The following is a 25,746-nucleotide window of genomic DNA, read 5'->3' as shown; positions in this document are numbered from 1 at the left end:
TCTACTGCCAAATCGACAACGAAGCTATAAGTGATTTTAACAAGCAAGAATGATCACATATTTATTTTGACTGGTATTATTTATTCGCTAAGTGTATTCAGAGCATTCTGAGCGATTTGCTCAAGGATTAATCCAAGCTTTTGTAACTCTTGCTCATCCATATCCGCCAGTAATTTGCTGCGAACTTGAAGAATTCGTGCCTCCACCTGCGTAACTAGCGCTTTCCCTTCTGCCGTAAGACTCACAATACGCGCTCGCTTGTCATGCTCGCTGCAATGTCGGGTAATGAAAGATTGATCTTCAAGTAATTTCAAAGTTCGCATCAGCGAGGCTAGTTCAATTTCTAATGCTTCTGAGAGTTTTTTCTGGCTGACATTATCGCCCAATCGATAAAGCTTCCATAAAGCGGTCCAGCGAGGATATGTCAGGTTTAATGGCTCTAATTCTCGATCTGCCACCGTTTTCCATAAACGAGCAACGCGGGAAAGCTTCTCCGCAAGGGAAAGATCTCTCAATATGTCGATATCTTGAATCATATGACTCACTCATTTACTTAGCGTGCTAAGTAATATAACTTGGTTAGCACGCTAAGTAAATATTTTTTGTGACGTGATCGAGATAAATGATAAACCATAAGGATTATAAAAATACGAGTAAAGATGAGTTAACCAATACAAAAACACAACTCAAAAGCATTTGAGTTGTGTTGTGTATCGCTCAGCGCTGAGCTCAGGTAACTTAAACTGAATGAGGTAAAAGTGACTATGTCCGATCAATTAAGAACCGCTGCTTATAGTCAGAAAATGCTTCGTGCAGGGCATTTTCTTTAATCGGTTTAAGCAATACGTAGTTTGCGCCCGCTTCCATGAATGCATCACTGGTTTCTTTTGCAGTATCTGCGGTACACGCGTAAATTGGGGTCCCTAGTTTTAGTTCCTGTCGAATCGCTTCGGTTGTTTCAATACCACCAAGGTGCGGTAATTGGTTATCCATTAAAATCAAATCGTAAGCATGAACTTTTAGGAATTCTATCGCTTCAAGGCCATCTTTTGCCCAATCAACCTGCATCTTATATTTGTTACAAAAAGCTTTCAGAATAAACGCATTGGTATGATTGTCTTCAACCAGCAGTACTTTCAAGCTCTCTTCAAACAGCTCGCTAGGCTTAACGCGAAGATCCGAATCGAGTGGCGTTAATATTCGCTCACGATCTTTTACCGGCAAGGTGAGCACAAACCTCGTACCCAGCCCTTTTTGACTGCAGACTTGCACGTCACCTTCTAGCATATCGACCAAGTTTTTCACAATCGTCAGCCCTAAGCCACTGCCGCCATATTCTCTTGTCGTCGTCGCTTCTTCTTGAACAAAAGGTTCAAACATTTGATCGAGCTTATCCGAATCAATACCTATGCCTGTATCTGCAATCTCCACCACTAACACACTGTTTTCGGCGCCATAGAACTGTTCTAAGTCCGCACTTATACGTACACTGCCGGAAGGGGTAAATTTGACCGCATTACTAACGAGGTTAAACAAAATCTGATTAAGACGCACTTGGTCAGTAAAGATTTCAACATTAGTATCGATGTTGTCTTCAATGATAAGGTCGACCCCTTTGTTTTCGCAAATCGGTCGATAGATATTTTCTAATGTTCGAATCGTATCCGTGAAGGTGAATGGGTGTTTCTGAACATTAAACTTACCTTGCTCAATTTTTGAGAAGTCTAAAATATCATTTAAAACAGCCAATAGGTGCTCGCCACTATGTCGAAGCACATCAATTTGATTGTTCTGCTCTTCCGTTTCTACCGAGCCTTTTAATAATTGAGCGACCCCTAAAATGCCGTTAATCGGGGTACGAATTTCATGGCTCATTTTAGCTAGAAAATCGGCGCGAGCTTGTGCGGACTTTTCAGCCTCTGCTCTGGCCAAATTACTCTGTTTTTCAGCCTCAATAAGAGTCGTAATATCCTGTCCTTGAACAATAATACCGCTAATACCTCCATCGACTCGAATGGGAGATAAGTTCCAGCGATAAACTTTATCGCCAATTGGCACATTAACGCCGGTTAACGTGGCACCTTGTGCAGCCATACTGAGGTGCGGCATCAACTTCTCTTTGAAATGTGTAAACACTGGATGCATCGTTTCAGCAATATCGCTTTCAATGATCAGTTCTTTTCGCGCTGCGGGGTTAATCTGTATCAACATCCCCCCGTCTGACCACACCATGATGGGTGATAACGCAAAGTTAAACAGATCGCGGAATGACCGTTTCTGTGCTTCAAGTTCCTCAAAGGTGCTCTCTAGCGTCGAACCAATATGATCAAACTCTTCAATTCCAGAACCACCAAAACGTTCGAAGCCTTTTTCTTCTCTCGCAGAGCGTGTGTAAGACATTAAAGAACTAAGCTCTTCCACCACCCTATTCTCGATCCATTCTTTGGTCATCAGCGCAATCATTACCATCCCGATAACCGAAGCTAACATGGCTAATAGGTGCTGAATTTGAAGTGTGACAACGCTTTGATTGTCTTGCACCGTGAGTAAACACAGATCGGTTGCTGTTGCATTGACTTCAATCGGCGTTTTAATGACCAATAACTGATCCAGTTTTCGTTGTGACTCTCTACGCTTGAGGACGTCAAAGACCTTATAAACCTCATCTCCGATCAATGAGCTGGCTACCGGAATGTCATTCGCGACTAAGACAACGTTATCAACATTGCCTTCATTCTTTAACCTTTCCATTAATCCAAAGTTACTATCTAGAACGACAACATTATAGGAATACCCCATCACTTCACCGGTTTTAGGCTGCAGTACGGGGACTCGTCTAACGAACAGATGACGTGTTCCCATTTGGGTATGTGAAGTCACATAATACCAATTGTTGCTAAAGGTGACTTTGCTGGCGATATTATCGAGCATCAAGTCATTGATACCATAAAAATTCGCATTACCGTCATCCCAGATAATACCTTGATGATCCGATAAAAAACGAAATTCCGGTGTGTGTAAGGGATCATTTTGGTCAATGCTAAGGAAAAAGTAATTCAGGGTTTCTTCATTACGCTTGGTGTAGAAGTCTAGAACAACATCACTTTTCGAATTGCTGTTATGGTGAATCTGAATCGCCGCGAAATGACTGTCAAAAATATTCAGAATCAATGCGGATGTTTGTTGTTTCGTCCTATCGACTTCTTGCCAAATAATCTGTTTGGAAAAGTAATAACTCTGAACGAAGATCCCTAAAATAATCGGAGCAAGAACGAGAATAATGATTTTAGTAATGAGCGTCGACAAAGAGCGACGTTTTCTTACTTTCGATGTCGTTGTCATCAATTATCGGAGTATCTAAATGCGCGTTTTCTTAACGCTTCTATTCTTTCTGGTAAATCGGATTTGGTAACCACTTCAAAATCACCGGAATAGGTTGTTGGAACGGTTTTTCCTTCAAGATCCCATTTTATGGCTTCAGCCATCGCAATGCCGGTATCATCGTTCATACGCATGACAGTAATGTCTAACTCGCCTTTCGAGATGGCGTCCAGCTCAGCAGAACCTCCGCCCCATCCATTAATCATCACATCATCACGCCCTAACTCTGTTAGAGCCTCAACTGCGCCAAGCGCCACATCCGTTGAGCACGCATAAATAAAATCCACATCCGGATACTTGGTTAAGCTTGCTTTTGCCGCCTCGTAACCCGATTGTTTCGTTGCTTTGGTGTAATAAGCTGATTGTAGTTCAAAGTTGTGGTCACGCTTCACTTGATGAATAAATGTGTTACCTCTCACATCGCTAATATACCCCTCAGAAAAGTAGATCACGCTATACTGGCTCTGCTCTGGAAAATGTTTTCCAAACTCTGCTGCGAGTTTTTGGCTTCCTTGCGCATGGTCAAACCCAACATATAGAAACGGCTGATGATGCTCCCAATCTTTAACGGGAGTTGTAATATTTTGTAAGATCAGTTTGGTTTTCTTTGAGTCCAATACATGCTCAACAAACTTGCGATGTCTCGTGGTATCAAGTGTGAAAATTAAATAGTCAGAGTTACTCTTGAGCGCTTCCATCAAGGAGAGACTTTGCTGTTTAATATCTGCATTTGGTCGGGTGAACACTTGATTAAGCTGATAATCAATATTGAGCTTATCCAAGCGCTTTTCGAAGGCATTGATGTTCCTTATCCAATAATCGGAGATCTGCTGACCTGGATAAACAACGGAGATCGTTAACGGGCGCTTTTTCTCTATCGCCACTGGGACTGGTTTTTCACGAACGGCTTCTGCTAGCGCATCCGTCAGTTGTCTCTGCTCGGGAAACTCATCTAAAAACTCTTGATATGCCCAATACCCACTCAGGACTTGAGAAGCTTCTACAACCGGAGTAATACCGGCCATTGAAATCAGGGAAAGTACTAACGCTTTTTTCATCTATTGCTCTTTTAGCTTTTTATTGAGCTTATTATCGCTCTATTTGTCACCTAGCCGAGTCATCCATTACTTTTGTAATCTACCTTCCTCTGAGTGTGTGTTTCAATAGTAAATTGTCTTAAGTTAACCTAAGTTTGGGTAAAAGATAGTAGTCATCGCCTAATATTCAACATCAAAACGTAATTCGAATAGACTTTGATTTCCAACACTCAGTTATTTAAACAGAACACCAACCCATTATGCGTCAGATTAGTCTGACATGGTATACCTAAACACACTAAAAATTTCTATTCTGTTGTTTTGTAGACACTTTTACATGATGGGAATATTATTATTATCTAAAAAAACCGCCTTTATATGGCGGTTTTTCTGCAATGTTGGTATGAGAACAACAGGGTTAAGGTGTCTTCATTTTAAGCTGCATTTGTTGGTTTTCATCGACAACGATACACAGTTTTGATGAAACCAAGAGCTCTTTTTTCGCCTTTGTGAGTTGCTTAATGTAATATTCTGCACGCATGGCAACTGTCTTTGATTCGAAATTCGAGGACCACTCTAGTACTAACGGACCTTTTCCTTTTAGCGCTTTCGCTCCTTTCCCCGCTTGATGTTGATTAAACCGACGATAAATGTCGTTGGTCACACCGCAGTACAACGCATTGTGGCTCGTGCGTATCAAATAAACACTCCAAGATTGCTCCGCGGCCTCAATCATGAGAATAAGTCATCAACCTGAGCTTTTAGCTCATTCAGCTCTTCTCGAAGCTGTGCAACTTCTTGCTCCAGTTGGCTTACGCGCTCGGAACTAGAAGTAGAAACCAAAGCAGGTGCAGCAAGGGCTGAGATATCGACTTCACCACAGAACAGGTGCATATAACGTGACTCTCGCTTACCCGCCTCTCGTGATAATTTAACAACCAGTGGACCTTTTTCTTCGCTGGCTAGATGTTCTAAAACGGTTTCGACTTCTTTTACATCATGAAAAGTTGCCAGACGATTAGTTCGAGTACGAATTTCTCCTGGAGTCTGGGCACCACGTAACAACATACAGCACACAATGCCTTTTTCTTGCCCGGTGAGTTTTAGGTCACCAAACTCTGTGTTACAAAAACGATGCTGATACTTGCTTACACGGCTATTAAACGCACTTTCGTCACTAACCAGTCTGCGCTCAATCAGCGCATCAACGGCATCGAGCACATCGGACTCTGATAATGTCATGACGGGATCACGATTGCTTTTTTGGTTACATGCGTTAGTGAGTGCGTTTAGGCTAAGAGGATACAGATCTGGGGTAGTGACTTCTTTTTCGATTAAGCAACCAATGATTCGTGCTTCAATTGCCGTTAGCTCAACTTTCATAATGCCTTTCCTTATTATTTTTGCATTTGACTTTGTACCCAAACAAACTAGCGATTTTTTATTCGGTCCCATAACCGAGGCTTATGAAACACTTGAAGATCATTTGAGTATCGGTGTCAGGCTAAAACATAGCGCCAGACCTGACACCTTTTGCGAATCGGGTCAGGTCTCAATGCTCGGAGAGAATAGGGACTTTCGTCAAATTGCCGTCTTGATCGACCATCATTATTTTCGAGCGATTAAGTTCGACCTCTGTAAGTTCGAGCTGCTCGCGCGCTTTGATGTATGCCATTTTTAACTTTTCAGTCACAGAGCTGTTGGTTTGACCATTCTCTTGACTGTCTACTTGCTCCGCTGTGTGACCAGAGTCCATATCAAGTTTCATCATTTTGCATTCAATGCCGTTGATAATATAGTGAAGGTCATGTTATGACAATGAATCGATTTATTCTGACTTGCGATCTTGATGTGTTTGGCTAAAACGTATCAAGAAAGATGTTGTGCCACCTATTTTTGGACAAAGGTGAAAAGTAAAATCATGGGAAAACAGCTAGGCCATCGACGCTAGCAGCCTTGAGGTGGTGGGAGCGATTAGGGTATATCATCATTGGTTGATAAACGCTCAATTCAACATATCGATTGATCTAAAGGCTGTTATGCCACGGGATGTTGTGCTTTAATCGAGAAAGATATTCACAAAATTAGGAAAGAGAACTATGAGTAGCGTATTTGAAATCGTTAGCCAAGCTCGTCGTAAAAATAAACTAAAACGTGAGCTACTTGATAACGAAAAAAAAGTTCGTGATAACCGCAAACGTGTCGACTTGCTAGAGAATCTACTAGACTACATCAAACCAGAAATGACTCACGACGAAATTTTAGCGATCATCAAAAACATGAAATGTGACTACGAAGACCGTGTTGATGACCACATCATTAAGAGTGCAGAAATTTCTAAAGCACGCCGTGATATTAGTCGTCGAATTCGTGAATTAACGGAAGAAGTGAAACAAACTAGCGGCAAAAAATAAACGCGACTGGTTAAGTTTTAAACCCCGAATAAGGCTGCCTTATTCGGGGTTTATTTTGTTTCCGAACAAAGCGCCGTGTACAATAAATCTAATTCTTATTTTCAACATATCTAGCTTTCTATGTCCTCAACTACGACTAGCACACAACCCGCACTTGCTAAGCAATTGTTCACTATGACTTGGCCCATGCTATTTGGCGTATTGTCATTAATGAGCTTTCAACTTGTGGACAGTGCATTTATCGGCCAACTTGGTGTTTTGCCTTTGGCCGCGCAGGGTTTTACCCTTCCACTTCAAATGGTCATCATCGGTATTCAAGTCGGTTTAGGTATCGCGACGACTGCCGTAATATCGAAAGCCCTAGGAGCAAACGAAAGTCGCTATGCTAAACAATTAGGTGGCTTAGTGTTGATGATTGGCTCGATTGGTGTGGCGGTATTTAGCGGTTTAATTTGGCTTTTACGCTACCCAATTTTATCTCTATTAAGCGCACCTGATTCAGTAATGCCTATCATCGATAGTTACTGGCCTTGGTGGTTACTAAGTTCATGGACAGGGGCTGTTTTGTATTTCTATTACAGCATTTGCCGAGCCAATGGAAACACGATGTTGCCAGGCACAATGATGATGGTAACCAGTGGAGTAAATTTAGTCCTCGACCCCCTATTTATTTTCACCTTAGATCTAGGCATTAATGGCGCCGCGATCGCCACCATTGTCGCGTTTGGCTTTGGTATTTTAGTGGTTGCTCCCCGCGTGAAAAAGCATCACTGGGCAACCACACAATGGCAAGATCTGAACGTAATCAAAAGTGTTGCTTCTATCGGGAATATTATGGGGCCTGCGATGATCAGCCAACTGCTCCCTCCACTATCGTCTATGTTAGCAACTAAGCTCTTAGCTAGTTTTGGTACTGCTGCTGTTGCCGCCTGGGCTTTAGGGTCTCGTTACGAATTTTTCGCGATCGTCTCTGTTTTAGCGTTAACCATGTCTATGCCTCCGATGGTTGGGCGATTACTGGGGGCGAAAAACTATCAGGACATTCAATCGCTAGTCAGTATTGCGGTAAAGTTCATTCTAGGCTTCCAACTCTTAATCGCAGTGATTACATTTGTCATCGCCAACCCGCTAGCGTTATTAATGACAAGTGATGGTCAAGTCGAGCAAGTTTTAGAGATGCATTTAATGATTGTGCCTATCAGCTTAGGTTCATTAGGCGTGTGTATGCTCATGGTTTCTCTATGTAATGCACTAGGTAAATCTTACACCGCATTAACTATTTCAGCTTTGCGCTTGTTTGTATTTTTCCTACCATGCTTGTGGGTAGGCGCTCAAATGGCCGGAATCCGAGGCATTCTTTTGGGTGCGTGTATTGGCAACATCATGGCTGGCATGTCTGCATACCTGACATACCGGAAAACAATACAAACGCTAGCTTCACACCAAGCGACCACTTAACTTTCACACGGCGACCAACAGAAAAGCCCCGACATTGAACTGACCCCCAATAGTTGGACACCAATTATTGGGGGTCTTTTTATGTCCAAATATAGCCGCGAGCTAAAATGTATCATTGCTAAACAATGCTTAGATGGTGCGTCATCTCGCTATTTAGCAAAACAATATTCAATGTCTTCAAGACAGATACGGTATTGGGTTCAAGTCTTTGTCATCCATGGTGCTGATTCATTTTTACCAACTAAGCATGCTACTGCTCAGGAAAAACGAAAAGCATTGAATTTAATGTGGACGAATGATTGGTCTCTCACGCACACTAGCGCAGTATTAAACCTCTCATCCCCGGGGATACTCTCTGTCTGGCTCAAAAGATTTAATGAGCTCGGTATCAAAGGGCTCAAAATGCGCCAGAAAGGAAGACCCTCAATGAAACAGCAACCTCAACGTACCACTAAACCTGATAATGAAATGACACTTGAGGAGCTAAAAGAGGAGTTGGTCTACTTACGAACTGAGAATGCCGTTCTAAAAAAGTTGGAAGAGTTGGAGCAGGAAAAAAACCGTCGAACAAAGAAAAAGCGGTCATAGCTCTAACTCTTAAAGGCAAGTACCCGTTGAAGCACTTACTGCACACTCTACAGTTGGCAAAAAGTGTCTTCTATTATCAGGCTCAAACGAGTAAGCGCCCAAATAGCTACGAACGTGAGCTGCGTTTGATAAAGTCAATTTATCATGAACATAAGGGTCGATACGGCTACCGCCGTATTCACTTGGAACTAAAAAATCAGGGGGTTATGCTTAATCACAAAACGGTTCAAAGACTTATGGCTCAGCTCAACCTTAAATCGACGGTCAGGGTTAAAAAGTATCGTTCATACCGAGGAGAATCTGGAACAGCAGCTCCTAACGTGCTTGAAAGAGATTTTAGTGCGACTCAACCCGATGAAAAATGGGTAACAGATGTCACGGAGTTCAAAATCAAAGAGCAGAAAGTATACTTGTCTCCCGTTGTCGACTTGTTTACTCAGGAAGTGGTTGCTTATAGAGTGGCCAAAAATGCCTGCTTGCCGCTTGTCACGGATATGCTGACGGAAGCTATATCAACGCTTAAACCCAACTCAAAACCAATTATACATAGCGATCAAGGTTGGCAATATCGCCATCGACAGTATCAGAAAAAGGTAGCGGAGAATGGGTTAACGCAAAGCATGTCGAGAAAAGGTAACTGCTTGGATAATGCTGTTGCTGAAAACTTTTTTGCTTTACTCAAAACAGAGATGTATCACAACCAAAGCTTTGAAGATGCAGATGCTCTGATAGAACAAATTAAAGAATACATCGAGTACTACAATACCAAGCGTATAAAAGTGAAACTAAAAGGCCTGACTCCGATAGAATATCGAACTCAGGTCTTGAAAGCCGCTTAACAGAAATGTCCAACTTTACGGGGTCACTTCATAATCAGGGCTTTTACATTAATTCGCCAGTTTTTTCATCACACGAGCAAAAAATGAGGCTTTTTTCTTCTTCGTTTTACCTTTACCGTAAAGCGCTTTGTGCATCGCGTCTCGTGCAATCATCTGGCCAATATAAGCACCACCAAGTTCATTACCCATGACCTTCTCCTGAATGTATTGACTTAACTATGTTGTAATATTACACCACAAACAAGCAAAAACAAGACTCAAATCACATTTTATGTGTAACGAACTTTCAAAATACGGTGCTAGCGTTATGTATTACCGCTTTGGTTGCTGATAGGTTTTGCCCGCCGCTGCGTAGGTGTCTTTCTGCTTGATTTCGAAGAACGTTTCGAAGAACCATGCAGTAAACTTAATCAAGTGATCGCCTTCATTCATGACATGCTCAACATACTCTTGATCCTCTCCAGACTCATCCTCTTGGTGCGTTATGTGATAAATACGTTTTTCACCAGCAACGTCGGCAAGACCAAACTGTCCGGTTAGAGATTCCGCCGCTTGTGCAACTTCTTCTTCCTCACACGCTTTCAATAATTCAAGCGCCTTAGCGAGGCTTTCTTGCTGGATAATTTCTTTTACCAGTGTTTCAAATTCGTTCTGTTGCATTTTTTCACCTAACGGTTAACGGACAGTCTGTCTGCATATATTATGTTGTTGTGCATTTTAGGAAGGCCCACCTTTCCTTGCAAGCATATTCAACTGGAAGTTTCAGCTTGAATTGATTCAGAAGCTCTACGCACTTAGTTTCTGGTAAGTGCCAATATAAAACGCTATGCAAACCGCCACTAAAAAGATCACACATCAAAGGTATCAGCTAAAACGACAGGCAGTAGTGCAACAATGGCAAAGGTCTTTAACAAAAGTTGGAAAATCCATTTTAGTAGCCGATGGAGCATTGCAAAAACTGATGGAAATGGGATGCGATTACATTCAAGGCTATTTCTATTCACGCCGCACAATCAAAGAGGCCAAGCAATGCTTGACCTCTTGGCGCGACTAAATTCGAGTAAGACCGCGTTATTTATAACACTGTTTTTTCTTCATCGTGTAATAGCTTTTCCAGTTCATCTCTATTCGCAACAAATGTCGCCATCTCTTTTTTAGCAACAGAGCTCGCCATTGGGATATTGGCACGCATTGCGTCAACCGGACGACCATACTCAATCAATTCGTAGTGAAGGTGCGGACCAGTCACTCGACCCGTTTTCCCAGATAGACCGATCCGTTGACCACGAGAGACTTTTTGACCTTTCTTCACCAAAATCTTACTTAGGTGTAGGTAACGAGTTTTGTACTTGCTGCCATGCTCTACAACCACATAGTTACCCGCATAAGGGTGTTTACGCGTCATGACCACTGTCCCATCACCTGTTGAGACAACTGGCGTCCCTGTCGGTACTGCGAAATCGGTACCATTGTGCGGTGCGACTCGTCCTGTCACAGGATGTAAACGGTTAGGGTTAAAACTGGAACTCATACGCCAACTGCGGCTGACAGGATAACGTTGAAATGCACGTTGTAAGCTCTCGCCTTTCGCATTGTAGAATTGCCCATCGGTGTGAAGGTAAGCCGTGATTTCACGACCACGATTATAAATTTTAATCGCTTCAATTTCATTCTTACCTGTTGGTACACCGTTAATATTCTGCACACGTCGAACGACTTCAAATCGGTCACCAGCACGAAGGTCGCGACCGAAGTTTAACTGTTCTTTCAGCAAGCCGACGACTTGGCTAATTTCCGCAGAAGTGAGTCCTAAACGGCTAGCAGAAGAAGAGAAACTTCCTTGGATAACACCAACTAAAGGTTCTTGGCTCCAAACACCCGGGATTGAGATATCGGTAAAGTCATAGCTACCATCACTATTAAGTTGGTAAACCACTTTATCTGCAATAGAGAATTGCAGCTCCATTTTCTTTAAGTCACCGGTTGCGTCATCACGCCAAAAGCGCAGCGTGTTGCCTGGTTTTAGCGTATCAAGCGCAAGGTAGTTTAAATCCGTTTCCATCACTTTCATTAATGAACTGTAACCAAAACCGAGCTGACTGAAAATGCTGCTCAGGTTATCACCTGATTGGATCTGATATTCAAAGTTCGGAGGGATGGCAACTTCAGCAGTCGTCGCATCAAGAATGTTTTCAACGACTTGAGATTCAGGCAAGTTCAACGCGATGGTTTTGGTTAAAGATGACTCTTTGAGAGAGTGAGAAATACCAATAGCGACTAGAACAGGCAAGGAGTATACCAGAAGTGCTCTACGACTTTTTAGATTCGTCAACCGTCTTGTAATTTCATTTGTAGACACGGGAATTACTATCTCCTTTCAAACAAGAGGCATAGCTTATGCATTCCCGCATAAGAAATCACTATCAAATTTCGAAATCTGGCACAGAAAACACTGAATTTTTACAGAAGTCAAAAAACAACCATCACTGTTGCATATTCAGGTTGTTCTCTGCTCGCTTTAATATGGCCGATTTTAATTGATTTGGCACCTCTGTCATTGCTTGTTCTTCACCGTGATCTAAGTAAGAAAAAGTGATTGTCACGTCATCGCGCCACGCTAACTGGTTAAGTTTAATACGATCGCCAACAAAAATACTATCGACTAAAACAACTCGGCTGGGTACTGGGTCAAATTTGAATAATCCCACATAGTAAAATGCACCACTCCCTTGAGTACTGACAATCATCGGAGCCGTTATCCAATGTATATCGCTGATTTCACGTTGAGCAATAAACGCTGTCGGAACGATAACCTGCCCTTGGGTTGCACCTGCGTCATACTGACCAATCAGATAACCGTTGTCTTTGTCCCACTCTTCAAGAAACGTCACGGCTCCTTGTTCAGGCACTTGGAGTGTCCAAGGGTTTCGGGACGAAATCCCTAACACCTCTTGTACAATCGCGTTAGTGTGAATCTCCACTTGCGGAAACTTCGCCATAATCTCTTCATCGGACAAATTAAAACGATAAACGCCTGCGACCACAACGACGACTAATAGTACGATAGGAATGAGAAGAATAAGTGGAACTGGCAGGATTCTTTTACGAGTCATGAAGACTTCCTTGTTTCTACGGTAGAAATAACAGATAAGTATATCACTACAAATAAACAGATCACTTTAAGATGTAAGCTCCAGAGCACTAAACCAAGCATCAAGTAGCGATTTAGGTATGACTGACGAAAACCAAAAATGTCACCCTCTTATTCCCGTCAAGGGTTTCAAAATTAAACTAAGCTGACTATAACCAAACGACTTGTAGACGCCTCATTCAGAACTGGTGACTGACACTTCTTCAAGCGTCTCGCGATGATTGGGTATATTGGAGAAACGATAGGTAATAACGATGACAACAACTATCCATACTTGTGAATGTGCCTGTGGCTTAGTCGAGATACGCTGTAAAGGAGAACCTATCCATACCTCGGTCTGCTATTGTTTTGAATGCCAAAAGCACACCGGTAGTGTGTTTGGTGTTCAAGCACGGTTTGAAAAAGAACGCGTAGCGCTAAATGGTGACGTGACTCGCTACATCAGAGTTGGCGACGATGGTAGCGAGGCTCAGTACGAGTTCTGCCCATCCTGTGGAACAACCATGCGCGTGTTACTGTCTGCACTACCAAATATTAGTGTCATTCCTATTGGGCTCTTTACCGATAAGGAGTTTCATGAACCAATAATCTCTATCTATGAGCAACGAAATCATGGCTGGGTAAGCTTCGAATGTACGATGGAGCACATCAAATAAGTTTTCTACACCCACAACCTCAGACACAGGGGCAGAGCCTAAATGGTTTATTAAAATTGAGTTTTTTGAGGGTGATCAACCAAGTTACACTGTAAGGGGGTTTCGTAACTCTGTGTGAGCGCTATAATCGGCGCCTAACATTTGGTGGGGTTTTATTGTGATTTCCAGACTTCCTCGTTGGGTGGAATATGGCGCCTTTCTACTCGCCCTTCTCGCGGGCTGCGTCAATGCCGTTGGTCTCCTCGGCTTTCAACACCAAGCGATAACACATCTTTCGGGAACCGTCACTCAGCTAGGGAACAACTTACTGACCGGTGCAGATAGCTCCATTCACCTGCTCTTCATCGTGTTCAGTTTCCTGATCGGTGCGGCATTCAGCGGCTTTTTTATTGAAAGTAGTGCTCTAAAACTAGGACGCCGATATGGTGTCGCACTTTGCATCGAAGGTAGCTTACTTCTGCTCAGTTTAGGTTTCCTGATTGAAGGAAATATGTATGGTCAATACTTAGCTTCTGCCGCATGTGGTTTGCAAAACGCAATGATTACGACGTTCAGTGGCGCTGTTGTCAGAACCACACACATGACCGGAATCATCACCGATTTGGGCATCATGATCGGAGAAAGTTTGAGAGGTCGCCAATTTGACCGCCGTAAGGCCAAGCTATTCTTGTTCATTTTCTTCGGTTTCTTATTCGGTGGTGTCGCTGGTGCCGCATTGTTTGTTGTGTACGGATTGTATACTTTGATATTTCCTGCGTTTTTAGCATTTACAACCGCATTCATTTACTGGACTTATCTGTACATGTTGAATCGCCAACAAAAAGCATAGGATCGCAGACCGATTAAAGCACTTTGCTCAATCGGTTTCTTACCTTTTTACAATACCGACGTCGTGGCAATACGATTTTTGGCGTACTGAACCATTGAAATAATTCTATATAAAACATAAGGCTAACAAGATAAATCACGGCAAGGTTAGTAAGACCAACATCACATTTTATCGCCGTTTTATTATTCTAATCACACGGCTTCGCAGCACTCTCTGCACAGTCGCCCTCTCGCGCTACAATTCTCTAACACGAACAACATAATCATATACATAATGATATTATTTGACCAATTACCCGACAAATCGGCTGAATAACTAAATGTACTTAATGAATAGTATTGCAAGAGAGACTTTTTGCGGGTAACCTCCGCATCACTGTGATTAAATACGGATGTTTAGTGAATATTTATGTCATGGAAATGGCGAGTATTGATTAGTAGTAACACGAGAAAACTATGAATAACACCACTAATACTACTGAGGCACCTAAGGGCAACTTTTGGATATTTTTTATCCCATCCCTAATTGGTCTTCTGCTCTTCATGGCGCCGATCTCTTACGATGGCGGCCTAACTATTCCTGTTGCTATCATGGCAAAAGTCATTCCGGCATTTCTAGGCGATACGTTAATCGCTATCGTTACCACCATTATCGCTTTCATGGCAGTCGCGTCTGTTCTTTGCAAAATTTTCAAGCCGGCAGCAATCCTACGTAACGGTTTTTTAAATGGCCTTTTTAACCCATCCCCATTGTGGCTTGTTGTACGTCTAATCGGCGGTGTAGCCGTGTTGATGACCTTCTTCCAAGTTGGTCCACATGCGATTTGGGAAGAGAACACCGGAGGCCTTGTTCTGACAGGTCTTTTGCCTACTTTATTTGCTGTATTCATTTTCGCAGGTCTATTGCTACCGCTTCTTCTAAACTTCGGTCTACTAGAACTGCTTGGCGCCATACTAAGTAAAGTAATGCGTCCTATTTTCAATCTACCAGGCCGCAGTGCGATTGACTGTATGGCTTCTTGGCTGGGTGATGGCAGTGTTGGTATCCTTTTAACTAGCAAACAATACGAGAATAAGTTTTACACTCAACGTGAAGCGGCCGTTGTAGGCACTACGTTTTCAGCAGTATCGATTACGTTCAGCTTAGTCGTTATCGCCCAAGTACAGCTAGAGCACTTGTTCTTACCTTTCTATGGTGCAATCTGTTTAGCAGGCATCGTCGCAGCAGTCATCATTCCTCGTTTACCACCATTGAGTCTTAAAAAAGATCACTATATTGATGGCAGTAATCCAGACAAAGACGTGGATGCAATACCAGAAGGTCATACGACGTTTTCTTGGGGGTTAGATTTAGCATTAAAACGTGCAGGACAGGTGGTCTCTGTTCGGTCTGTTTTCAAAGAAGGCGTGCACAACGCTGTCGACATGGTATTTGGTGTACTTCCTGTAGTCATGGGCCTTGGTACCGTTGCGTTAGTCGTAGCTGAATACACCTCAGTCTTCGAGATCCTTGGCCAACCATTCATTCCATACCTAGAGCTACTGCAAGTACCAGAGGCGGTCGCAGCATCACAGACTATCGTGGTGGGCTTTGCAGACATGTTTATCCCCGCCATTCTTGCAGCGTCAATTGATAACGAAATGACTCGTTTTGTGATCGCTGCGATGTCAGTGACTCAACTTATCTACATGTCTGAAGTTGGTGCATTACTATTAGGCAGCAAAATTCCAGTAAACATCGTAGAACTGTTTGTTATCTTTATTCTACGTACGCTCATTACCTTGCCTGTGATTGCTGGTGTTGCCCATCTCATCTTTTAATTAAAACAAGATGAAACCATAAACTTAATCAAATTGAGGAAACAGCGAGCTTAGGTTCGCTGTTTTTGTTTGTGGTTTAAGATAAATATAAGGTCCGTTTAAACGTTGGTAATCGTGACTATTCACCGTTAGTTACCCGTCAGGATATCATGTTGTTACGAGGCCGTCGCTCGTGAGAGTAATGACGCTTTAGGACGATAACATCTCGGTATCAACGACCTCTCTTATCAATATAACCACCAGCATGGAAGGAAAACAACCCTAGTGGGCAGAACCTCGATTGGCGTACACCACCGGTTTTAATACAAAACCGTATTGTTCTTTGAACATGCAGATTTTTTATTGTAAAACAATAGAATTACTCGAAGCAAAACCTTTGGAACTCGACTTTGGATAACCCCAAAACTTACATTTTGGTCTTCGGCGGTTTAAGTGCTTTACTCCTTCTGCTTTTAATATGGGGTAAACCCACTAATGAAGAAACAGTCTCAGCGACCGTCCTTAGTAACACTTTAACCGACTCTTTAAATGGTCAACGCCGTTATCTCACTATTGACGCCTCTGAGATAGATCAGCAACGAGTGATCGTCCCTATTTCTGCTTCTTGTCCGGTTGGCTCTACCGCCACATTTCACCAAACAACAAGTTCCAGTTTTTATCAATCTCTTTCATTCGTTAGCTGTAACTAAAGAAAGCATTGAAATCACTTTTAAGGATGAGTGATGACCTTGATGCCCTGACTGTTACCCACTTCTCGACTCGGTGAGATAAACACACCACAAATTTGCAGGCTTTCAATACGTTGCCGAGTTCTTATGCGAGATTGAGAAGGTCCGCTTGTGTTTGATTGGGTTCTAGTATGAAGGATGAGAGTTACCTCTAGTTTCTTTGATTACGGATGTAGCACCTTTAATCAGGGTAACTCTCTTCTTTCAAATTGAAGTGTCGGCTCTAGTCTCAACTAATGTATTTGAGATAAACGAGTTGATAATCCAATTATTTTTTCATCTCCTGATACATAACTTCAACCAAATCACCTTTCGGATCGCCAGACAATTCCCAGGTAAAAATGCCACCGAGGTTAGCCTGTTTCGCCCAATTAGCTTTGGCTTTGATCGAACGTTCATTTTCATAAGAGATAAACACTTTCTTTTCAGGATGCCACAAGTAAGGCGCTTGTGATTGTTCATCATACTTGTACTCATACCCCTGCTTGTCACTGTAATTCTTCATCAGATCCCAGAACATGAAGTAACCATTTTCGCCAGTACCGAATTGGGCTCCTTGCTCAGAAACAAGATCTTGCGTGGGGAGGCCACCCGAAAAATCTTTCGTACCTTGCCAACCACGGCCGTAAAATGCCGCGCCAATCACCAACTTCTCACTTGGGATCCCAAGTTCAATCATCTGATTAATAAAGACGTCTGCGCCCATTCCCCACCAACTGCGCTCAGTCGCGTGCAAATTGGTGGTATGCCCGGTTTGTTGTCCCCAACCACCTAAAAAATCATAAGTCATCGCAAACATGTTGGTCAGATACGGCTCCGCCGCTTTCCAATCGATACCTGCCGCTTTTGGACCAACGCCCACCGCCGTAGAAAGCTCGTATTCACGCTTGGTTTGATTTGTAAGCTCATCCAACTCACCACGCATGGTTTTAACTAAATAGGTAAACGCATCACGCTCAGACGCTTTTTGTTCATCAGAAAGCTTGGTATCTGGGTTCCAAGGCGACGTTGTTAAACCACCACCACCTGGGTATTCCCAATCCAGATCAATACCATCAAAGAAATCATATTGAGCAATCAACTCAACCGCACTTTTCGAGAATTGATCCATGGCTTGTTTGTTCTTCGCCATCGCATGGAAAGGCTCCGACATTGTCCAGCCACCAAAAGAAGGGAGAATTTTGAGATCAGGATGTTGTTTCTTCATTTCGGCAAGCTGAGCGAAGTGGCCTTTGTATGGCGCGTTAACTGAGACATCGCCAAAGTCCTTTTCTAATGCCGCTTCGGTATCGACAATGATCGCCGTATAAGGATCTTTTCCTTCACATTGTTTGGCAATCAGTTTTTGCACCGTTTCAGAAGCACCGGTATGAGGACCGCACATACTGAGAAACGCGTAAATCACGTGCGTCAGCTTATCGGCGGGAATATCTTTCACCGTGTATGGGTTTTCTGCGTTTGCGTACTGCCAATCCGCAAAGTAACCCGCTACGACTTTTTGCTCGGCGTGAGCCGCACCAGTAAGCCCGACAAGCAGGGCTGCAAGAAGTGTCTTTTTCATTGTATTCTCCAGAGTAGATGTACAAATTTAAAGCTACTCCTAGAGAATGTTTTTAACTTGAAAACGACATCAGGCTGCGAGTCATTTATAACTCCTCGCAGCCTGATTGCATAAGATTACATATTATCTGTGCGCCCCCTCAGGTACCGCATTGCCGTGCATTTGCTCATCTAAGTTAAGAACCGTCAATGCGTTGCTAACGCTCGTCGCAATCACATCTACTGCGCCTGTTCTTAATGCGCCGAGAAGCGCTAATGGCTTGCTGTTTTCGGCGGCAATAGCGATCACTTCCGCTATTGGACGAAACTCTTCAATGCCTAAACCAATGACTCGATCACTCATCACGGTATTGGCTACATTACCGTGAATATCAAAAAAGTCATAGCCAGCAAAATCCCCTACCACGCCTTGCTGCAACCTTGATTGAACCACTTCATCTGGCGTAAACCAGCCTAAGTCCACCATATAACTGTTTTCGCTCATATCACCAATACCGACCAAAGCGACATCAGCTTTGCGCGCCAAATCGAGCGTTTGCTTTACCGTCGCATTCTGCATGAAGGCCAATTTCTGCTCTCTATTTTCTGCATAGGCAGGAGCATAAAGGGTTTCGGAAGTTCCACCATATTTTTTCGCTAACTGACGACAAATGTGATCGGCGTTATACATGCCACCGCGCGGATGAATCCCTCCAATGCCACAGACAAATTTACAGTCACGCGGCGTAATGACCCCAATGTGATGAGCCACGGAAGAGACGTTACGCCCCTGCCCTACCGTCACTACCATTCCGTTTTTAAGCGTGCTGGTTAGGTAATTTGAGACCAGACCAGAGACTTGAAGGCGCTGCGCTTCTTCGTTCGGTTGATCAAGCGCCACCAGAGCACGCTTTACACCAAATCTCTCAATCAGACGTTGTTCAATTTTGGCACTGAATACTGGGTGGTACTTTACTGTTATCTCAACGATGCCTTCATCACGAGCTTGCTTGAGCATTCGCCCTACTTTTGCTCGTGAAATGGCAAACTTTCTGGATATCTCTTCCTGAGTCGCACCGTCTTGATAATAAGCGACGGAAATTTCGGTCAACAAATCTGTGTTTTCAATGGAAATATCTTGGTTATAACTGCTCATGATTTCTCTAACCCTTTAAGAGGATCGATATTGTATGCAATAAGTGAAGATCTGCTCATTGACTTAGCCTACGTTCTCCACCAATTTAAACGCTACATTTGCTCATCGCAATAACATTTTCTCACCATCATTTTTTCCCCTTTCGTTCAACGCTCAAGCATTGAACAATAAGGGCAAACGTTTATCTAGGCTAAGAGCTCAACACACAGTACAAAAACGTTGATGAAGTTCACTATAAGTCGATTCCACCGATTGACTTTCAGCATAGATAGGATAAAGATGGAGACATCATTTACTCAGCTATCGAACATATGTTCATACCCTTTGTTCGGTAACAGAATTTCCGTAGTTGGCTGAGCAGATGTCTCATTAAATGCGATGAGACGATTAGCTAACTCGCTTGCAAGTGCACAAGCGGTGGCCTCTAAACCACGCTTAAGCCCATTGAAAAATAGGATGATCGATTATGAGCAACAAGTTAGAGCAACTTCGTAAACTAACGACGGTAGTAGCAGACACTGGTGAAATTGATGCAATCAAAAAATACCAGCCAGAAGACGCAACAACTAACCCTTCTCTTATCCTTAAAGCCGCTCAAATCGCAGAGTACGCACCTCTAATCGATGCTTCAATCGAATACGCTAAAGCACAGAGCAACGACAAAGCTCAACAAGTTCAAGACACTTGTGACATGCTTGCAGTAAGCATCGGTAAAGAAATCCTAAAAACTATTCCAGGTCGTATCTCTACAGAAGTTGACGCCCGCCTATCTTACGATATGGAAGGCAGCGTAGCGAAAGCACGTCAACTCGTGAAAATGTACAACGATGCCGGCATCACTAACGACCGCATCCTTATCAAACTAGCGTCTACTTGGGAAGGTATCCGCGCAGCAGAAATCCTAGAGAAAGAAGGCATCAACTGTAACCTGACGCTTCTATTCTCATTCGCTCAGGCTCGTGCTTGTGCTGAAGCTGGCGTATTCCTAATTTCACCATTCGTTGGCCGCATCATGGACTGGTACAAAGCAAAAGAAGGTCGTGACTTCGAAGCTTCAGAAGATCCAGGCGTACTGTCTGTTACTCAAATCTACAACTACTACAAAGAATACGGCTACCACACCGTAGTCATGGGCGCTAGCTTCCGTAACATCGGTGAAATCCTAGAACTGGCTGGCTGTGACCGCCTAACAATCGCTCCAGCTCTACTTGCTGAGCTAGAAGCCGCAGAAGGCGAAGTGGTTGAGAAGTTGGTTGATTCTAAAGGCACAAAAGAACGCCCAGCACCAATGACTCACTCTGAGTTCCTATGGGAACACAACCAAGACCCAATGGCAGTAGAGAAGCTTGCTGAAGGTATCCGCAACTTCGCGATTGACCAAGGCAAACTTGAAGATATGATCGCAGCAAAGCTGTAATCCACAAAATCAAATCAGGGGAACGTTTGCGTTCCCCTCTTAATTTCTAAATTCGATATTATTTTAAACTGGTAGTTATTATGGATCGTAAATATCTCGCAAACGCTATTCGTGCATTAAGTATGGACGGTGTTCAACAAGCTAATTCTGGCCACCCAGGTGCTCCTATGGGTATGGCAGACATCGCTGAAGTTCTTTGGCGCTCTCACCTAAACCACAACCCATCAAACCCAGAGTGGGCGGATCGAGATCGTTTTGTGCTTTCAAACGGTCACGGTTCAATGCTGCTTTATTCTCTACTGCACTTGAGCGGTTACGAGCTATCTATTGATGATCTGAAAAACTTTCGTCAATTGCACTCTAAAACGCCAGGTCACCCAGAATACGGCTACGCACCAGGTATCGAGACAACCACGGGCCCTCTAGGCCAAGGGGTTACAAACGCTGTGGGTATGGCGATTGCTGAAAAAGCACTAGCTGCTCAATTCAACAAAGAAGGCCACGACATCGTTGATCACTTCACTTATACATTCATGGGTGACGGCTGTCTGATGGAAGGTATCTCGCACGAGGCATGTTCTCTTGCAGGCACACTTGGCCTAGGCAAACTGATTGCGTTCTGGGATGACAACGGCATTTCTATCGATGGTCACGTTGATGGTTGGTTCTCTGATGACACACCTAAGCGTTTTGAAGCTTACGGTTGGCACGTTATTCCTGCCGTAGATGGTCATGACAGTGAAGCGATCAACGCTGCCATTGAAGCAGCGAAAGCAGACCCACGTCCTACGCTTATCTGTACTAAGACAATCATTGGTTTTGGTTCACCAAACAAATCTGGTTCACACGACTGTCACGGTGCGCCATTAGGTGCTGAAGAAATCGCAGCAACACGCAAAGAACTAGGTTGGGAGCACGGTCCTTTTGAAATTCCGCAAGAAGTCTACGCAGAATGGTCAGCGAAAGAAACAGGCGCAGCTAAGGAAGCAGCGTGGAACGAGAAATTTGCAGCTTATGAAGCAGCATACCCTGAGCTGGCGGCTGAATTCAAACGCCGCGTAAACGGTGAGCTTCCTGCACAGTGGGAAGAGAAAGCAAGCCAAATCATTGCCGACCTTCAAGCAAACCCAGCCAATATCGCTTCACGTAAAGCGTCTCAAAATGCACTAGAAGCGTTTGGCCAAATGCTTCCAGAGTTCATGGGTGGCTCTGCTGACCTAGCGCCTTCTAACCTGACCATGTGGTCTGGTTCTAAGTCTCTAGAAGCGGATGATTTTTCGGGTAACTACATCCACTACGGTGTACGTGAATTCGGTATGACCGCGGTCATTAATGGTATTGCGCTACACGGTGGTTTCGTTCCTTACGGCGCGACATTCCTAATGTTCATGGAGTACGCACGTAACGCCATGCGTATGGCTGCGCTGATGAAGATTCAGAACATCCAAGTGTACACGCACGATTCTATCGGTCTTGGCGAAGATGGCCCAACTCACCAACCCGTTGAGCAAATGGCATCGCTACGTCTAACGCCAAACATGAGCACATGGCGTCCATGTGACCAAGTTGAATCAGCAGTCGCTTGGAAACTAGCGATTGAACGTAAAGATGCACCAACTGCACTTATCTTCTCGCGTCAGAACCTAGCGCAACAAGAGCGTACAGCAGAACAAGTAGCGAACATCGCGAAAGGTGCTTACATCCTAAAAGATTGTGAAGGCAAGCCAGAGCTTATCCTTATCGCAACAGGCTCTGAAGTTGAACTAGCAGTAGAAGCAGCAGCACAGCTAACTGCTGAAGGTAAGAAAGTACGCGTGGTTTCAATGCCATCAACAGACGCATTCGACAAGCAAGATGCCGCTTACCGTGAAGCAGTTCTACCATCAGACGTAACAGCTCGTATCGCTATCGAAGCGGGCATCGCAGACTTCTGGTACAAGTACGTTGGTTTCGACGGTCGTATCATCGGCATGACCACATTCGGTGAATCTGCACCTGCTGGTCAGCTATTCGAGATGTTTGGCTTCACGACTGAAAACGTAGTGAACACAGCAAAAGAATTGCTAGCGTAACTGCAGTAAAAAGATAATCAGTTTTCTCTATTACGAATCTGAAAACTGAAAAGCCCCGACATTGAACTGACCCCCAATAGTTGGACACCAATTATTGGGGGTCTTTTTATGTCCAAATATAGCCGCGAGCTAAAATGTATCATTGCTAAACAATGCTTAGATGGTGCGTCATCTCGCTATTTAGCAAAACAATATTCAATGTCTTCAAGACAGATACGGTATTGGGTTCAAGTCTTTGTCATCCATGGTGCTGATTCATTTTTACCAACTAAGCATGCTACTGCTCAGGAAAAACGAAAAGCATTGAATTTAATGTGGACGAATGATTGGTCTCTCACGCACACTAGCGCAGTATTAAACCTCTCATCCCCGGGGATACTCTCTGTCTGGCTCAAAAGATTTAATGAGCTCGGTATCAAAGGGCTCAAAATGCGCCAGAAAGGAAGACCCTCAATGAAACAGCAACCTCAACGTACCACTAAACCTGATAATGAAATGACACTTGAGGAGCTAAAAGAGGAGTTGGTCTACTTACGAACTGAGAATGCCGTTCTAAAAAAGTTGGAAGAGTTGGAGCAGGAAAAAAACCGTCGAACAAAGAAAAAGCGGTCATAGCTCTAACTCTTAAAGGCAAGTACCCGTTGAAGCACTTACTGCACACTCTACAGTTGGCAAAAAGTGTCTTCTATTATCAGGCTCAAACGAGTAAGCGCCCAAATAGCTACGAACGTGAGCTGCGTTTGATAAAGTCAATTTATCATGAACATAAGGGTCGATACGGCTACCGCCGTATTCACTTGGAACTAAAAAATCAGGGGGTTATGCTTAATCACAAAACGGTTCAAAGACTTATGGCTCAGCTCAACCTTAAATCGACGGTCAGGGTTAAAAAGTATCGTTCATACCGAGGAGAATCTGGAACAGCAGCTCCTAACGTGCTTGAAAGAGATTTTAGTGCGACTCAACCCGATGAAAAATGGGTAACAGATGTCACGGAGTTCAAAATCAAAGAGCAGAAAGTATACTTGTCTCCCGTTGTCGACTTGTTTACTCAGGAAGTGGTTGCTTATAGAGTGGCCAAAAATGCCTGCTTGCCGCTTGTCACGGATATGCTGACGGAAGCTATATCAACGCTTAAACCCAACTCAAAACCAATTATACATAGCGATCAAGGTTGGCAATATCGCCATCGACAGTATCAGAAAAAGGTAGCGGAGAATGGGTTAACGCAAAGCATGTCGAGAAAAGGTAACTGCTTGGATAATGCTGTTGCTGAAAACTTTTTTGCTTTACTCAAAACAGAGATGTATCACAACCAAAGCTTTGAAGATGCAGATGCTCTGATAGAACAAATTAAAGAATACATCGAGTACTACAATACCAAGCGTATAAAAGTGAAACTAAAAGGCCTGACTCCGATAGAATATCGAACTCAGGTCTTGAAAGCCGCTTAACAGAAATGTCCAACTTTACGGGGTCACTTCAATTGAGGGCTTTTTCATAAGCGCAGAAACCAACTACTTACGCTTGTTGATCGGCAGGAAAAATGACGCCTGTTTGTCTTCTCACTTCCGTTAATACTTTTGCAACTGTCAATGATCGCTGTTTCATTTGAGGATCAATCACTCCTAGTTGAAGTTGCTTAGCAAAGGCTTGTGCTTCATAAAACATGTGGTTTTCTGTTTGAGGTAATGTCAGTGTTTCTTTTTCTCTACCTCTGAGCTTGCGTTCTATCTCTCGGCCTGTTGCAATCATATCGACAAGAATGCTGCCTTGCTCGCCTTGAAATTCACTTGGAATCAATGAGTCACTGACTTTAGAATGTAACAGGTTGACGTTGAAGCCGTCGTACGCCAATGTCACACTGCCGCACCCATCCACACCAGAAGTCAAAACATGAGCACTCGCTTGAATCGCTTTAGGCTCTCCAAACAACTCAACAGCAGAGCCTACGCAATAATAGCCAATATCCATAATGGATCCGTTCGAAAACTCTGGGTTAAACGTATTTGGGTTTTCACCGTTTAAATACTTTTGGTATCTAGAAGAATATTGGCAATAATTAATCGTGGCGTGCCTCAATGGCGCAATTGACGGGATACTTTCTTTCAAGACATTAAAGTTTGGCGTGTATGGCGACATGAACGCTTCAAAAAGAACGACATTATTTTCTTCCGCGCATTGAAACATCGCCTGAGCTAAAGCATAGTTTGACGCCATTGGCTTTTCACAGATAACGTGTTTGCCCGCCTTTAGCATCTGTATCGCTTGTGGGGCATGAAATGAATTCGGACTCGCAATATACACTGCGTCAATCTCGGCATCATCTCCCAACGCCTCGAGACTGTCATAATAAATCTCCGCGTCATAAGGTGTTCCAAACAAACGCGCTTTCTCAATATCTCTCGAATACACCGCTTTTAGACAAAACTGCTCTGTTTGAATTGCCGCTTCAACGAATTGTTGAGAGATCCAGTTTGTACCGATAACAGCGAGCTTAAACATGTCACTTCCTTTTATTTGCGTCTAAGAGCCAAAAATAATTTCGGCTGGTTGGCGCGATTTAAGCAAGCTTTGGTTCATTAAACAACTCAAATCACGGGTTCGATTTATACGGTTTAGATAAATAGGCATCCATCCCTACAGCGAAATATTAGATGA

At 43.4% G+C, this 25,746-nt stretch carries 25 protein-coding genes; 12 read left to right on the top strand and 13 right to left on the bottom strand.

Going from position 1 to position 25,746, the window contains the following annotated elements; translation table 11 throughout:
• Positions 1 to 80: 80 nt before the first annotated feature.
• The 6 genes from AC3D28_RS18585 to AC3D28_RS18560 all read right to left on the bottom strand — a co-directional run bounded on the left by AC3D28_RS18585 (position 81) and on the right by AC3D28_RS18560 (position 6,186).
• Positions 81 to 536 (bottom strand): MarR family transcriptional regulator, encoded by a 456-nt coding sequence (locus AC3D28_RS18585; protein WP_488536272.1) that lies wholly within the window; start codon positions 534 to 536, stop codon positions 81 to 83.
• A 226-nt stretch (positions 537 to 762) separates the two neighbouring features.
• Positions 763 to 3,342, bottom strand: coding sequence for a quorum-sensing autoinducer 2 sensor kinase/phosphatase LuxQ (luxQ, locus tag AC3D28_RS18580; RefSeq protein ID WP_488536271.1), 2,580 nt, complete (start codon positions 3,340 to 3,342; stop codon positions 763 to 765).
• A complete protein-coding gene (locus AC3D28_RS18575; protein WP_488536270.1) occupies positions 3,342 to 4,439 on the bottom strand; it encodes an autoinducer 2-binding periplasmic protein LuxP in 1,098 nt (365 codons plus the stop codon). The genes luxQ and AC3D28_RS18575 overlap by 1 nt, the downstream gene beginning before the upstream one ends.
• A gap of 397 nt (positions 4,440 to 4,836) precedes the next feature.
• Complete coding sequence (locus AC3D28_RS18570) at positions 4,837 to 5,154, bottom strand: GIY-YIG nuclease family protein (RefSeq protein WP_098413662.1); 318 nt, start codon at positions 5,152 to 5,154, stop codon at positions 4,837 to 4,839.
• Entirely contained in the window at positions 5,151 to 5,801 is a 651-nt protein-coding gene (locus AC3D28_RS18565) for a YceH family protein (RefSeq protein ID WP_488536269.1), read from the bottom strand. Before AC3D28_RS18565 ends, AC3D28_RS18570 begins: the two co-directional genes overlap by 4 nt.
• Before the next feature lie 169 nt (positions 5,802 to 5,970).
• Positions 5,971 to 6,186, bottom strand: a complete 216-nt coding sequence (locus tag AC3D28_RS18560) for a hypothetical protein (RefSeq protein WP_179885605.1) — start codon at positions 6,184 to 6,186, stop codon at positions 5,971 to 5,973.
• A gap of 331 nt (positions 6,187 to 6,517) precedes the next feature.
• Here AC3D28_RS18560 and AC3D28_RS18555 point away from each other — a divergent pair, with 331 nt between their 5' ends.
• The 4 genes from AC3D28_RS18555 to AC3D28_RS18540 all read left to right on the top strand — a co-directional run bounded on the left by AC3D28_RS18555 (position 6,518) and on the right by AC3D28_RS18540 (position 9,717).
• Positions 6,518 to 6,832: a DUF496 family protein gene (locus AC3D28_RS18555; RefSeq protein ID WP_098413659.1), complete on the top strand. Its 315-nt coding sequence runs from the start codon at positions 6,518 to 6,520 to the stop codon at positions 6,830 to 6,832.
• A gap of 120 nt (positions 6,833 to 6,952) precedes the next feature.
• On the top strand, positions 6,953 to 8,290 hold the full coding sequence (locus AC3D28_RS18550; protein WP_488536268.1) for an MATE family efflux transporter: 1,338 nt from the start codon (positions 6,953 to 6,955) through the stop codon (positions 8,288 to 8,290).
• An 81-nt stretch (positions 8,291 to 8,371) separates the two neighbouring features.
• A complete protein-coding gene (locus tag AC3D28_RS18545) occupies positions 8,372 to 8,878 on the top strand; it encodes a helix-turn-helix domain-containing protein (protein WP_098414183.1) in 507 nt (168 codons plus the stop codon).
• Positions 8,875 to 9,717, top strand: coding sequence for an IS3 family transposase (locus AC3D28_RS18540; RefSeq protein WP_488536032.1), 843 nt, complete (start codon positions 8,875 to 8,877; stop codon positions 9,715 to 9,717). Before AC3D28_RS18545 ends, AC3D28_RS18540 begins: the two co-directional genes overlap by 4 nt.
• Before the next feature lie 48 nt (positions 9,718 to 9,765).
• Here AC3D28_RS18540 and AC3D28_RS18535 read toward each other — a convergent pair whose 3' ends face one another.
• Complete coding sequence (locus tag AC3D28_RS18535) at positions 9,766 to 9,906, bottom strand: hypothetical protein (RefSeq protein ID WP_488536267.1); 141 nt, start codon at positions 9,904 to 9,906, stop codon at positions 9,766 to 9,768.
• A gap of 123 nt (positions 9,907 to 10,029) precedes the next feature.
• Positions 10,030 to 10,377, bottom strand: a complete 348-nt coding sequence (locus AC3D28_RS18530) for a hypothetical protein (protein ID WP_488536266.1) — start codon at positions 10,375 to 10,377, stop codon at positions 10,030 to 10,032.
• A 166-nt stretch (positions 10,378 to 10,543) separates the two neighbouring features.
• Between AC3D28_RS18530 and AC3D28_RS18525 the strand changes: the two genes are divergently transcribed.
• Positions 10,544 to 10,771: a hypothetical protein gene (locus AC3D28_RS18525; protein ID WP_488536265.1), complete on the top strand. Its 228-nt coding sequence runs from the start codon at positions 10,544 to 10,546 to the stop codon at positions 10,769 to 10,771.
• A 21-nt stretch (positions 10,772 to 10,792) separates the two neighbouring features.
• Here the strand turns inward: AC3D28_RS18525 and shyA are convergent, their stop codons facing one another.
• A complete protein-coding gene (gene shyA / locus AC3D28_RS18520) occupies positions 10,793 to 12,076 on the bottom strand; it encodes a peptidoglycan DD-endopeptidase ShyA (protein WP_488536264.1) in 1,284 nt (427 codons plus the stop codon).
• Between the two features lie 124 nt (positions 12,077 to 12,200).
• Positions 12,201 to 12,830, bottom strand: coding sequence for a hypothetical protein (locus AC3D28_RS18515; protein ID WP_488536263.1), 630 nt, complete (start codon positions 12,828 to 12,830; stop codon positions 12,201 to 12,203).
• Positions 12,831 to 13,122: 292 nt separating this feature from the next.
• Between AC3D28_RS18515 and AC3D28_RS18510 the strand changes: the two genes are divergently transcribed.
• The 3 genes from AC3D28_RS18510 to AC3D28_RS18500 all read left to right on the top strand — a co-directional run bounded on the left by AC3D28_RS18510 (position 13,123) and on the right by AC3D28_RS18500 (position 16,173).
• Positions 13,123 to 13,524 (top strand): GFA family protein, encoded by a 402-nt coding sequence (locus AC3D28_RS18510; RefSeq protein WP_488536262.1) that lies wholly within the window; start codon positions 13,123 to 13,125, stop codon positions 13,522 to 13,524.
• A gap of 157 nt (positions 13,525 to 13,681) precedes the next feature.
• Complete coding sequence (locus AC3D28_RS18505) at positions 13,682 to 14,353, top strand: YoaK family protein (protein WP_488536261.1); 672 nt, start codon at positions 13,682 to 13,684, stop codon at positions 14,351 to 14,353.
• Between the two features lie 455 nt (positions 14,354 to 14,808).
• Positions 14,809 to 16,173 (top strand): YjiH family protein, encoded by a 1,365-nt coding sequence (locus AC3D28_RS18500; protein WP_098414192.1) that lies wholly within the window; start codon positions 14,809 to 14,811, stop codon positions 16,171 to 16,173.
• 996 nt (positions 16,174 to 17,169) lie between these two features.
• On the opposite strand, the gene AC3D28_RS18495 is transcribed toward AC3D28_RS18500, so the two are convergent.
• Both AC3D28_RS18495 and AC3D28_RS18490 read right to left on the bottom strand, forming a co-directional pair.
• Positions 17,170 to 18,462, bottom strand: coding sequence for a glycoside hydrolase family 18 protein (locus tag AC3D28_RS18495; protein ID WP_488536260.1), 1,293 nt, complete (start codon positions 18,460 to 18,462; stop codon positions 17,170 to 17,172).
• Between the two features lie 123 nt (positions 18,463 to 18,585).
• Complete coding sequence (locus AC3D28_RS18490; RefSeq protein ID WP_098414195.1) at positions 18,586 to 19,596, bottom strand: sugar-binding transcriptional regulator; 1,011 nt, start codon at positions 19,594 to 19,596, stop codon at positions 18,586 to 18,588.
• Between the two features lie 466 nt (positions 19,597 to 20,062).
• Between AC3D28_RS18490 and tal the strand changes: the two genes are divergently transcribed.
• The 4 genes from tal (at position 20,063) to AC3D28_RS18470 (ending at position 24,539) form a co-directional block, all read left to right on the top strand.
• Entirely contained in the window at positions 20,063 to 21,013 is a 951-nt protein-coding gene (tal, locus tag AC3D28_RS18485) for a transaldolase (RefSeq protein WP_098414196.1), read from the top strand.
• An 80-nt stretch (positions 21,014 to 21,093) separates the two neighbouring features.
• Positions 21,094 to 23,085, top strand: coding sequence for a transketolase (gene tkt, locus AC3D28_RS18480; protein WP_488536259.1), 1,992 nt, complete (start codon positions 21,094 to 21,096; stop codon positions 23,083 to 23,085).
• A 108-nt stretch (positions 23,086 to 23,193) separates the two neighbouring features.
• Positions 23,194 to 23,700, top strand: coding sequence for a helix-turn-helix domain-containing protein (locus AC3D28_RS18475; RefSeq protein ID WP_098414183.1), 507 nt, complete (start codon positions 23,194 to 23,196; stop codon positions 23,698 to 23,700).
• Positions 23,697 to 24,539 (top strand): IS3 family transposase, encoded by an 843-nt coding sequence (locus AC3D28_RS18470; RefSeq protein ID WP_488536032.1) that lies wholly within the window; start codon positions 23,697 to 23,699, stop codon positions 24,537 to 24,539. The genes AC3D28_RS18475 and AC3D28_RS18470 overlap by 4 nt, the downstream gene beginning before the upstream one ends.
• A 67-nt stretch (positions 24,540 to 24,606) precedes the next feature.
• Here the strand turns inward: AC3D28_RS18470 and AC3D28_RS18465 are convergent, their stop codons facing one another.
• Positions 24,607 to 25,590, bottom strand: coding sequence for a Gfo/Idh/MocA family protein (locus tag AC3D28_RS18465; protein WP_488536258.1), 984 nt, complete (start codon positions 25,588 to 25,590; stop codon positions 24,607 to 24,609).
• Between the last annotated feature and the right edge of the window lie 156 nt (positions 25,591 to 25,746).

This window comes from Vibrio sp. TAP-3B (assembly GCF_057784735.1).
Note: the sequence above shows the minus strand (reverse complement) of the source record. Positions and strands in the feature narration are given on the sequence as shown.

Coding starts and splice junctions, on each gene's coding strand:
- AC3D28_RS18585 (WP_488536272.1), bottom strand. CDS start 536: ATGATTCAAGATATCGACATATTGAGAGATCTTTCCCTTGCGGAGAAG.
- luxQ (WP_488536271.1), bottom strand. CDS start 3,342: ATGACAACGACATCGAAAGTAAGAAAACGTCGCTCTTTGTCGACGCTC.
- AC3D28_RS18575 (WP_488536270.1), bottom strand. CDS start 4,439: ATGAAAAAAGCGTTAGTACTTTCCCTGATTTCAATGGCCGGTATTACT.
- AC3D28_RS18570 (WP_098413662.1), bottom strand. CDS start 5,154: ATGATTGAGGCCGCGGAGCAATCTTGGAGTGTTTATTTGATACGCACG.
- AC3D28_RS18565 (WP_488536269.1), bottom strand. CDS start 5,801: ATGAAAGTTGAGCTAACGGCAATTGAAGCACGAATCATTGGTTGCTTA.
- AC3D28_RS18560 (WP_179885605.1), bottom strand. CDS start 6,186: ATGAAACTTGATATGGACTCTGGTCACACAGCGGAGCAAGTAGACAGT.
- AC3D28_RS18555 (WP_098413659.1), top strand. CDS start 6,518: ATGAGTAGCGTATTTGAAATCGTTAGCCAAGCTCGTCGTAAAAATAAA.
- AC3D28_RS18550 (WP_488536268.1), top strand. CDS start 6,953: ATGTCCTCAACTACGACTAGCACACAACCCGCACTTGCTAAGCAATTG.
- AC3D28_RS18545 (WP_098414183.1), top strand. CDS start 8,372: ATGTCCAAATATAGCCGCGAGCTAAAATGTATCATTGCTAAACAATGC.
- AC3D28_RS18535 (WP_488536267.1), bottom strand. CDS start 9,906: ATGGGTAATGAACTTGGTGGTGCTTATATTGGCCAGATGATTGCACGA.
- AC3D28_RS18530 (WP_488536266.1), bottom strand. CDS start 10,377: ATGCAACAGAACGAATTTGAAACACTGGTAAAAGAAATTATCCAGCAA.
- AC3D28_RS18525 (WP_488536265.1), top strand. CDS start 10,544: ATGCAAACCGCCACTAAAAAGATCACACATCAAAGGTATCAGCTAAAA.
- AC3D28_RS18515 (WP_488536263.1), bottom strand. CDS start 12,830: ATGACTCGTAAAAGAATCCTGCCAGTTCCACTTATTCTTCTCATTCCT.
- AC3D28_RS18510 (WP_488536262.1), top strand. CDS start 13,123: ATGACAACAACTATCCATACTTGTGAATGTGCCTGTGGCTTAGTCGAG.
- AC3D28_RS18500 (WP_098414192.1), top strand. CDS start 14,809: ATGAATAACACCACTAATACTACTGAGGCACCTAAGGGCAACTTTTGG.
- AC3D28_RS18495 (WP_488536260.1), bottom strand. CDS start 18,462: ATGAAAAAGACACTTCTTGCAGCCCTGCTTGTCGGGCTTACTGGTGCG.
- AC3D28_RS18490 (WP_098414195.1), bottom strand. CDS start 19,596: ATGAGCAGTTATAACCAAGATATTTCCATTGAAAACACAGATTTGTTG.
- tal (WP_098414196.1), top strand. CDS start 20,063: ATGAGCAACAAGTTAGAGCAACTTCGTAAACTAACGACGGTAGTAGCA.
- tkt (WP_488536259.1), top strand. CDS start 21,094: ATGGATCGTAAATATCTCGCAAACGCTATTCGTGCATTAAGTATGGAC.
- AC3D28_RS18475 (WP_098414183.1), top strand. CDS start 23,194: ATGTCCAAATATAGCCGCGAGCTAAAATGTATCATTGCTAAACAATGC.
- AC3D28_RS18465 (WP_488536258.1), bottom strand. CDS start 25,590: ATGTTTAAGCTCGCTGTTATCGGTACAAACTGGATCTCTCAACAATTC.